The sequence below is a fragment of the Caballeronia sp. M23-90 genome, assembly GCF_053574605.1.
Map to the genome: position 1 here is coordinate 1 of NZ_JBSIPA010000239.1, position 9,835 is coordinate 9,835.

Annotated in this window: 9 protein-coding genes and 2 pseudogenes; 5 read left to right on the plus strand and 6 right to left on the minus strand. The window is 59.9% G+C overall.

Annotated features, from left to right (window positions below):
• From ACRXB1_RS21450 to ACRXB1_RS21460, 3 genes are all read right to left on the minus strand, one after another.
• A partial coding sequence (locus tag ACRXB1_RS21450; protein ID WP_449493144.1) for a TolC family protein occupies positions 1-928 on the minus strand: 928 nt, incomplete at its 3' end.
• A gap of 1 nt (position 929) precedes the next feature.
• Positions 930-2,498: a DHA2 family efflux MFS transporter permease subunit gene (locus ACRXB1_RS21455; protein ID WP_062002574.1), complete on the minus strand. Its 1,569-nt coding sequence runs from the start codon at positions 2,496-2,498 to the stop codon at positions 930-932.
• Positions 2,495-3,685, minus strand: coding sequence for an HlyD family secretion protein (locus tag ACRXB1_RS21460; protein ID WP_449493145.1), 1,191 nt, complete (start codon positions 3,683-3,685; stop codon positions 2,495-2,497). The genes ACRXB1_RS21455 and ACRXB1_RS21460 overlap by 4 nt, the downstream gene beginning before the upstream one ends.
• 349 nt (positions 3,686-4,034) lie before the next feature.
• On the opposite strand from ACRXB1_RS21460, the gene ACRXB1_RS21465 reads away from it, so the two are divergent.
• Positions 4,035-4,331, plus strand: coding sequence for a hypothetical protein (locus ACRXB1_RS21465; RefSeq protein ID WP_449493146.1), 297 nt, complete (start codon positions 4,035-4,037; stop codon positions 4,329-4,331).
• On the opposite strand, the gene ACRXB1_RS21470 is transcribed toward ACRXB1_RS21465, so the two are convergent.
• Together ACRXB1_RS21470 and ACRXB1_RS21475 are read right to left on the minus strand one after the other, a co-directional pair.
• Complete coding sequence (locus tag ACRXB1_RS21470; RefSeq protein ID WP_449493149.1) at positions 4,309-5,100, minus strand: endonuclease/exonuclease/phosphatase family protein; 792 nt, start codon at positions 5,098-5,100, stop codon at positions 4,309-4,311. The genes ACRXB1_RS21465 and ACRXB1_RS21470 overlap by 23 nt on opposite strands.
• 5 nt (positions 5,101-5,105) lie before the next feature.
• Entirely contained in the window at positions 5,106-7,346 is a 2,241-nt protein-coding gene (locus ACRXB1_RS21475) for a VTT domain-containing protein (RefSeq protein ID WP_449493147.1), read from the minus strand.
• A gap of 212 nt (positions 7,347-7,558) precedes the next feature.
• Here ACRXB1_RS21475 and ACRXB1_RS21480 point away from each other — a divergent pair, with 212 nt between their 5' ends.
• From ACRXB1_RS21480 to ACRXB1_RS21490, 3 genes are all read left to right on the plus strand, one after another.
• The gene (locus ACRXB1_RS21480) at positions 7,559-8,179 is read left to right on the plus strand and encodes a LysE family translocator (RefSeq protein WP_449493148.1); all 621 of its coding nucleotides are present in this window, start codon (positions 7,559-7,561) and stop codon (positions 8,177-8,179) included.
• A gap of 271 nt (positions 8,180-8,450) precedes the next feature.
• Positions 8,451-8,615 carry a hypothetical protein gene (locus ACRXB1_RS21485; protein ID WP_155524323.1) on the plus strand — a complete coding sequence of 55 codons (165 nt, stop codon included), beginning with the start codon at positions 8,451-8,453 and terminating at the stop codon, positions 8,613-8,615.
• Positions 8,616-8,869: 254 nt separating this feature from the next.
• On the plus strand, positions 8,870-9,031 hold the full coding sequence (locus ACRXB1_RS21490; RefSeq protein ID WP_031363615.1) for a DUF1328 family protein: 162 nt from the start codon (positions 8,870-8,872) through the stop codon (positions 9,029-9,031).
• 93 nt (positions 9,032-9,124) lie between these two features.
• On the opposite strand, the pseudogene ACRXB1_RS21495 reads toward ACRXB1_RS21490, so the two are convergent.
• Positions 9,125-9,706 (minus strand): annotated as a pseudogene (locus ACRXB1_RS21495) (aminotransferase class I/II-fold pyridoxal phosphate-dependent enzyme); the annotation flags it as partial.
• Positions 9,707-9,728: 22 nt separating this feature from the next.
• Between ACRXB1_RS21495 and ACRXB1_RS21500 the strand changes: the two are divergent.
• Positions 9,729-9,835, plus strand: a pseudogene (locus ACRXB1_RS21500) (acetyl-CoA carboxylase carboxyl transferase subunit alpha); the annotation flags it as partial.

Sequence of the window (9,835 nt, forward strand, 5' to 3'; positions counted from 1 at the left end):
TCGGCACTGCGCCGGGCGTTTCGAGTTCGGCATCGAGCGCGCCCGGCACGCTGCCGGTCAACACGGCAAGACCGTTCATGGCTTGCGCGATCTGCGCATCGAATTGGGGAAGCTGCGACTGGAGCGAGCCGACTTGCGCCGTTGCGCTTTGAACATCGCTCTGGCTCGTCAGGCCGACGCGTGCCTGTTCCCGCGTGAGGTCTAGAATCTGTTGCTCGGAATCGATTTCTGCCAGCGTGATCTGCTTGAGCAACTGCGCGCCGCGCAGTTGCGAATAGGTCTGCGCGACTTCGGCTTCGAGCGAGACGAGCGCATCGTTACGATTTTCGATAGCCGACTGCGTCTGCGCATTGGCCGATTCCACCGAGCGTCGCACGCGGCCGAACAGATCGAGTTCCCACGATGCATCGAAGCCGTCCTGGAAGAGATTGACCGGCCCGGTCGCGGAATCGATTGCGTTGCGAACACGCGGTGCGTTCGCCCCAAGCCCATTGATCTGGTCGAACGCACCTTGCGATTCGAGGATGCCCTTAAGACCGAGTTGCTCACGCATATAACTCGCGTTTGCGCTGACTTGCGGCAACCCTTGTGCGCCTGCAGCCACGGCTTGTTCGCGCGCCCCCGTGATGCGCAGCACCGCGCTCTGCAAATCGAGATTCCCCGCAATGGCGCGATCGATCAGCGAGTCGAGCGTGGCGTCGTTGAATCCGCGCCACCAGCGCGGATCGGGATCGGCGTTTGTATCGATGATGGTCGGCACGCCCGCGTGCGGGATGCGCATATCGTCTGGCGGATTTTGCACGCGTTGCAGATCACGCCAGTTATCAGGCGCTTTTGCGTCGGGCTCCGTAAAATTCGGGCCGACGGAACAGGCACTCGTGAAAAGCGCAAGCAATGCAATCGATAACGAAGTCAGGCGTTTGTTCATCTCAGTGCCCTCCTCCGCCGCCCGAAGCTTTCACCGGGGAAAAGAAGAACGTCACCGGGACGAAGCACAACGCAAAGATCGCGACGGCGCCGAACACATCGAGATAAGCCAGGATCGTGGACTGCGATATGAACTGCTTGTACATGAGGCCGGTTGCTGTCGTCATGGCCTGTTGCATGGTCTGGCCCATGTCCATCAGTGTGCGCGTCATGCGTTGTACGGAATCGTTGTAATTGGGATTGAGCGTTGTCATGTGCACGGACATGTGGGCCATGTTCGCCTGCGTGCGCTCGACGATCATCGCGGTGGAAAGCGAAATGCCGATCGATCCCGCGACGTTGCGAAACATTGTGAAGAGCGCGGAAGCGTCCGCATTCTCCGACGGCTTGAGCGTCAGATACGCGAGGGTTGTTATCGGTACGAAGAGGAAAGCAATCGCAATGGATTGCGAACTTCGCATGATGGTCAGCGTCTTGAAGTCGATATTCGGCACGAGGTGATGTGTGAAGAACAACGCGCACGACATCAGGAAGAAACCGAACGCAACCAGGAAGCGCGTTTGTATGATCGGCATGAGCTTGCTGACAATGGGAATGATGGCGACGATCATCATCGCCCCGGGCGACAACACGAGCCCTGCAAGAGTGGCGGTGTACCCGAGCTGCTGCTGCGCAAGCTGCGGAACGAGCACCGCACTGCCATAGAGAATGCTGGCGAAGCCGACCATGCAAATGGAACTCAGCGCGAAGTTTTTATCCTTCAGCACGCGCAGATCGACGACCGGTTTCTTCGCGTAGAGCAGCCAGAATATCGCGCCGACAATGCCGATCGCCGACAGGATCGCGAACGTGGTGATGAAGCCGGACTTGAACCAGTCGTCATCCTCGCCGCGATCGAGGAACACTTGCAGGCACCCCAGGCCCAGCGCAATCAGGCCGATGCCGATGTAATCCAGCCCGAGTTCCTTACGATCCTTTTTCTTCTCCCACGGCGGGTCTTCAACAAACTGCATCACCGCGATGGTTGTGATCACGCCAATTGGCACGTTGATCAGGAACACCCAGCGCCAGGTCAAATTATCGGTAATCCACCCGCCGAGCGTCGGGCCGACCACGGGCGCGACCACGATCGCCACGGCGGATATCGAAAACGCGCGCCCCCGTTGCTCGGGTGGAAACGTGTCAAGGATGATGGACTGCTGGTTGGGTTGCAAACCGCCGCCAAAGAAACCTTGAAGCACGCGGAAAATGATCAGTTGCCACAGGTTGGTGGCGAGGCCGCACAGCAGCGAGCACATTGTAAAAGCCGCTATGCAAATCAGGAAATAGCGCTTACGTCCCAAAAGTTTCGAGAAGAACGCGGAGATTGGCAACACGATCCCGTTCGCCACCAGATACGCGGTCAGCGTCCACGTGGCTTCGTCGTAGCTTGCGGACATCGCGCCCGAAATGTGCGGCAGCGCGACGTTGACAATCGTTGTGTCGAGCACTTCCATGAACGCCGCGAGCGTGACCACCACCGCGATCAGCCACGGGTTGGACTTCGGCTTCCAGTCGGCGCGCTCGCTCATTTCAGCATCACCTTCGGCACGACGGAAAGACCAAGCGGCAACGGCAAGTCGGGTTGCAGGCCGTTATCGATCAGGATTTTCACCGGCACGCGCTGCACGATTTTCACGAAATTACCCGTCGCGTTTTCCGCAGGGAATGCCGAGAAGCGCGAGCCGCTGCCAAGCTGGATGCTGTCCACGTGACCATGCAGTTTCAGGTCCGGATAGGCATCGACGGCAACATCCACCGCGTCGCCCGGACGCATGCGCTCGAGCTGCGACTCCTTGAAGTTGGCGGTAACCCAGACAGTCGTGGTCACGAGCGAAAAGATCGACGTGCCTGCCTGCAGGAAGGTCCCGTATTGCACATTGCGCTTTGTGACCCAGCCATCGGCGGGGGCGCGCAACTCGGTGTACGAGAGATTGAGCGCGGCCGCTTCAACTTGCGCTTCTGCCTGATGGACCTGCTCGCGGCGTTCGTCGACGGTAGCCTGGGCCTGACTGATCTGTTGCGGCACGAGGCTCGCGGTCTTCACCTGCGCGCGAGCCTGCGCGACGTTGGCAAGCGCGCTTTGTTGCTGCGCGTTGGCGGTATCGATGTTTTGTTGCGACGTTGCGCGAACGTCCACAGAATGCTGGCGTTCATACGCGGCCCGGCTCTGCGTGAGATTCGCTTGTGCGGACTGTTGCTGTGCCTTGGCCTGCGTGAGTTGCGCCGGATACTGCACTCGCGCAATAGCCAGTTGCACTTGCGCCGCGTTGAGCTGCGCCTTGGCGAGGCCGAGTTGCGCATTTGCCTGATCGAGCTGCGCCTGGTAGTCGCGGGGATCGATCTTGATCAGGAGGTCGTTCTTATGGACGAACTTGTTGTCGCCGAGATTCATGACCACGACATAACCCGAAACCTTCGGCGCGATGGTGACCGCATCGCCGTCGGTGTAGGCATCGTCCGTGCTCACCTGATTGCGGGTTGCGAACCACCAGATCAGCCCCGCGATGATGATCAGGACGACGATGACGCCGAGAATGATGAGCGGCTTTTTTCCAGGGCCTTTCTTCTTGTCGTCTTTTTTGTCCTTGTCATCGCCCTGTTTTTTATCGTCGCCGGATTTGTCTTTGTCGTCGCCCGCATCGTCTTTTTTTGAGTCTTCCTTTTTATCGTCGGAATGCTCGGCGTCGTGGTCAGGTTTTTCGTCTTGATCAGGCATCAGGCTTCTCTCACTCGTTCAAGCCTGAAGCGCGCAGGACCAGTTCCTCACGCCAGGCAAGAGGTCGACAGATAGGGGTTCGGGCGCCGATGGTGTCTTACCCGCAAGCGGTTCAGCGCAAGCGGAGTGCTGCAGCAAACATCATGCCTCAGGTTTTCGTGCTCTTTTCATTGGTATCCGGGATGCTGCGATTACCGGATTTACAAACGGCGATTCGTTTTTCCCCGCGTTCTGAAAGGATTTTGTCATGCTTAGCGAACAAGAAATATCCGCACTTCAAGACGTCATACCGAGCCTTCTGAGCGAAGCCAAAACTGCGTCGCCCGAGAACGAGGATTTTGTTTTCTCCATGGAACTCGAGTCGCATCTCCTGCCCGGTCTGCGTATCCGCATGCCGCCTTCCCCGGACGATAATCCTCCGCCCTTCCCGCTCGATCTTTTTGTCGGCATTCCGCTTGCGGAGCTGAAAGCCCTGGCCCATGCGGACGCCGCCGAACGCCAGAAGCTGATCGCTCATTTCGGCGCCACGTTCTCGCCGCGGCTGCTTCGTGCGATCCAGCATTTCGATGCGCATACCGTCAATTACGAGGCCGGCTTTCAAAGCGAGCCAGGAACAACGAGTGTCATTCTGGAAGATTCGGTCTGACGTTTGGCGCGAGAGTGTGTGCATGAAGCGGCGCCGACAAATATGCGATCAGCGGATAGTGGTCCGACGCCATGCGCGCCAGCGCGCTTCTATGCACCTCGACCTTCACGAGCCGCTCGCCCGGATGCACCCAGATGCGATCCAGTGCGAACAGGGGATATCGCGTGGGAAAAGTCTTCGGCGAACTCGCGCGATAAAAATGCGAAACCAGCCGGCGCAGCGTCCGGCCGTAAATGAACCACTCGTTGAGGTCGCCTAAAAGGATCACGGGAAGATCCGGCGTATCGAAGCGTTGCAGCACCTGCTCGACCTGCGCGCGTCTTTCACTCGATGCCAGCCCGAGATGCGTCGCGACAACGCGCCACGTTTCCCCGCCGCAATCAATATCCGCATCGAGGGCGCCGCGTGGTTCGCGGCTCTTGAACGAAAGGTCGAGCGTGCGGACCGCGCGCACCGGGAAGCGCGTGAGCACTGCATTGCCGTAACGGCGCGCAGGGGTATCGAGTGTGGGACCTTCCACGACATGAAGACCCGTCAAACGTTGCAGGATCGAGAGCACATCGGGCGCGGCGCTGCCGCCTAACGGCACTTCCTGGAGCGCGAAAATATCGGCATCGATTTCGGCAAGCACCGCCGCGATCCGTTCCGGCGCAAGCTTGCCGTCCACGCCGACCGCACCATGAACGTTGTATGTGGCGATCCGGAGACCGCGCGAAGAGAGCGGGGACAACGACAACGGCGAAGGCGGTTCCATGCGAACTTCGTGCATCGACGTCATGGGCTTACCTCGCGAGCCGCTTCCTTGGGCGCCTCGACTTCGACATCCACAACACGTTCATGCGGCGGTTGCGCGTCACGCTGGCGCTGGCGCTCGCCTTCCTCCGCACGCTCCTTGCGGCCGAGGAACCGCTGCAGCAACACCGATACCGCCACCAGCACCACGCCAATTCCAATCAGCACGCCAAAGGACCCGGCGGTCGGACGCCGCAGCGACGCCACAAGTTGATGCGCGAACGCGACTGTCAGCAAGATACCCGGCCCCATGCCAATCAATGTACCGAGCATGAAATCCCGCAGGCCGATCATGGATGCGCCCGCAACCAGATTCACGATCGTAAAAGGCGCAACCGGCAAGATCCGCAGGATGACGACCGCGACCAGCCCGCGTTTCGCGACACGTTCGCTGAGCTTGTTCACGCGCGCACCGGCCACGCGCCGCACCACATCACGGCCAAGCCATTCGCCCAACAGATACGTCACGGCCGCCGCGGCGAGCGTTCCAATGAGCGCGTAAAAACTGCCCCATGCCGCGCCGAAAACAAGGCCGGTAGTTGCAATCAGGAGCGTGACGGGTATCGATACGACCGCCGCCAGCACATACGCAAGCAGGACCCAAAGCGGCGCGAGCGGCAGCGTATCGATACGGCGCGTCTGGCGTGCGAGCGCGGCGAGATTGAGGTAATCGCCAAGCGACGTCCAATGCATGGCGGCCGCGAATCCGACAATCAGGAATGCCAGCACGCCGAGCAACGCAAACCTGCCGATCAGCCGATGCGGCTTTTCCATCGGCACGAACTGACCCACGAGCTGATCAGCCTCCACCGGCTTCTCCGGATCGATCAACGCTTCCGGCGGCACGAGCCGGTTGACATCCGGCGTCACGGTCGGGTTCAAACGCTCCAGGGTGCGATGTTCGCCAGCATCTTTCATCAATGCTGCGATTGCGTCGTTCATGCTGTGGCGCGCGTCGAATTCGCGGGCAAACTCGGCAGTCTCGCAGCCGAGATGTTCGGCAATCAGCGTATTGCGCATGCCGGCAAGCGCGGCCTGGATGCGCGGGTCGCCGTCGGCATCGATGGCGATGTTGCATTCAGTGTCGAGCACCATCGACCGGTTGTTGAGGTTCGCCGATCCAACCAGCAGCAAATCGTCGTCAATGAACATCAGCTTGCTGTGCACGTTCACGCAACCGGTTTCCAGCCCCGGCACGCAAGGCGACATCAGCCGGTAGCGGTCGTGCGCATCTGCGCCCTTGAGCATCCGATGCAATCGCGCACGCAACACGCCCATCGTCATTTCCTGCAGCCAGCCGCTTTGCATGCGCGGGGAAACGATGGTGATATCGGGGCCATCCGGCTTCTCGAGCATTCCCTTCAACGCCCCGCCGACAGAACCTGCAGTGAAATACTGGTTCTCTATATAGATAGAGCGCTGCGCGCGCTTGATGGCATCGAGATACTGCTGGCGAATCTGCTGCACGGCAGGCCGTCCGTCGAACGCGGGTTCGGTCAGCGAAATCGCGAGCTCGACGTTCTCCAGATCCACCTTGCGCGACGGCGGCCACGGGTCGTTCTCGCTCATCGATCGATGCGAGCGGATCGCAAAACGCCGGCCGCATGCACGTTGCCAGCGCTCGCGCGCCAGAAGGCCGATTGACCGCGCCGCGTCGCCGTCGAACATCGTGTGGACATCGTGAAACGGTTGATAGGGCTCGCCGTTCGCGTCGCGGCGCAGCGGATCATTGGCGTCGTGCCGCGGCGTGTCCCAACGCGAACGCGTCAGGTCCATGCCGCCGACAAACGCCAGTTTGTCGTCGATCACCACGACCTTTTGATGATGCGATGCGCCCATCGGATGCTTGCCGTCCATCTGGAACGCGACCCGCCGATGCGAGCGCCAACCCATTTTGTAGACCGGCAGCCACTCGCGCTCGAACGCGTAGAGCATCGCGAAATCCCACGCGAGAATGTAAATGCGCAGGCGCTTTCGTGTCGCCGCGACATCGTGCAGGAAATCGCCGAGGGCGTCGGCATAACCGTCGTCGGCGCCTGCGGGCGCGAGCTTCATGCGGCTGTCGATGTCCCAGCCGAGAATGAACACGGTCCGCTGCGCTCGCGTAATCGCTTCACGCAGCACGCGGAAATAATCCGAGCCGTCGATCAGCAGACTGAATCGGTCAGCATGGCGAACGCTGTCGCAATTGCGACCCGGCTGGAAAAACGCGTCGTCTGTCATGCGTTGGCCTGGCGATAGGGCACGAGTAGATAGGTCGAGGCTCATCGAAAGATTTTTGCAAGCACCGTGCCTGGCGCTGCAGCGCGGCAAAACAGCATGGCGTCCCGGAAAACACCGTACAGGGAACGAACTGCCGTTCTGTACCGGTACTGTACCGATCAGTCCTCATACACTCGTGCTCTGAACCTGAGAACCGTCCGACCAGGAATGCCATGCATCTCGATGCCGCCTTGATGACCGCACTGCCCGCCGCGTTGTTGTTCGCGCTCGTCACTTCCATCACACCCGGCCCGAACAACACCATGCTGCTTGCATCGGGCGTGAACTTTGGCTTGCGCCGCACCATGCCCCACGTGCTGGGCATCAGCGTGGGCGTGGCAATTCTGATGATTCTGGCCGGACTCGGCGTGGCGCAGGCATTCGTGCACTTCACCTGGGCTTACACGCTGCTGGAAACGCTCAGCGTGGCGTATTTGTTGTACCTGGCGTGGAAGATCGCGACTTCATCGGCTGTGCAAGTCCGTGAAGGCGAGCGCCGCCCCATGCGCTTCATCGAAGCCGCCGCGTTCCAGTGGATCAACCCGAAAGCGTGGATGATGGTCCTGACCGCCGCAACGACCATCCATCTGCATTCGAGCATCTCCATGAACGCCGTGCTCATGGCGCTGGTGTTCATCGTGGTCGGGATGCCTTGCATCATCATGTGGGCGGCGTTCGGCACGTCGATGCGCAAGGTGCTTACGAATCCGCGTTCGCTACGGTTTTTCAACTGGACGATGGCCGCCTTGCTTGTGTTGTCCCTGTACCCGATCGTGGAGCGCGCGCTGGCGTAGTTCGTGTAATCAGCGAGCCATACGTTGCGCAGAGGACGCCGTATTTGACGCTTCGAGTTTTCGTATTCAGCCTATTTTGCTCAAGGCGGCGCATACTGGACCTGCCTGCCGCCGCGCAAAATATGCAGCCTCATTGCAACTTTAGCCGTTCAAAGCGGCAAGAACTGCGCTCATTCCGCCCTACCGGGGGATCGACAGGCACGTATGAAGCTTGCTTCCCGATCAACTCGCGCCCTGTTGGCGCGGCTTTGAAATCTCCCAAGGAGTCGCCATGTCTGGAGCTAACCGCCCGTCCGGTCCCGCAACACGCAAGTCCCTCGACCTCGCCGATCAGATTGAACGCGATGAACTCGAGAACAACCTGCCGGACGCGCTAAACCACGCCGACGAGGACGATCTCGACGACGAACCCGACTCCGGCACGCCCCGCCGATAACATTTCTCTCACCTTTGCAGCGCCTGCCGGCGCTCCCCATCAGCCGCACTTGCGCAACGCAGTGCGGCTTTTTTGCGGTTCCGTTGCGGCCTGGTTGTTTATCGCGCCCTTTTTTAGCGGGATGCGCATTTTGGGCACGAGGGTTGCTCTAAGTACCGCGCTGCAGGACACAGCGGCATTTCAAGCAATCAAAGCGGCCGGGCGTCAAGCCAGCACGCAAACCAATCCGATAAATCGACCCTTTGGAGGGCTTCATGCTTCGATACGCTGTCATCTTTTTCATCATCGCGATCATCGCGGCATTTTTTGGCTTCGGCGGTATCGCAAGTGGCGCAACCGAGATCGCGAAGATCCTGTTCTTCATCTTTATCGTGATCTTCCTGGCTACGTTGCTGCTCGGCGTATTCAGGCGATGAAGCCGCGGTGTTCCTGAACCGGGAACACCGTTGTGACAGACGCAAAAAAGCGCGGGGATATCCGCGCTTTTTTGCGTGTGGCGTGGGCAGGGATCAGCGCAACCTCCCCTTCCACCCTTCGATAAACCTCCACAATGCATCCTCCATTGAATACGGCACATTGAACCGAAACCACTCGCTGGCGGCATCGTCTGGACGAAAGTAGGAGCCAGGAGCGAGCCAGATGCCATGTTCCAGCGCCTGCGTGGCCAGTTCATTGGCGTGTTCCGCTTCGACCGGCAGGCGCGCCCACAAGAACAACCCGGCGCGTGGCCTGCAAAACACCTCCACTCCGAGCGCATCCATGCGTTCTTCCACGTCCAGGTGCGCATCTTTCAACTTCTCGGTCACCGCTTCGACGTGCCGCGCGTAGCGTCCTTCGGTCAGCACCTTCTCGACAATGCGCTCCGTCGCCGCCGATGAAGTCAGCCCCACCGCCATCTTCGTGCGCGCCAGTTCGCGCAACACGTCGCGCTCCGCGACTACGTAACCGCAGCGCAATCCCGGCGTGATGGTCTTCGAAAATCCGCCTATATAAAGCACGCGGTTCAGGCCTTCCATCGCCGCCAGCAGCGGTGCGCCGGGCGGTACGAGTTCACGGCTGACATCGTCTTCCACCACCCACAAGCCGTGGCGTTATGCTCTAGGATTCGAACATATGAAGACCACTTTTCTGGATTTCGAACAGCCGATCGCTGAACTCGAAGCGAAGATCGAAGAATTGCGCTTTGTTCAGGACGATTCCGCTGTCGATATCTCGGAAGA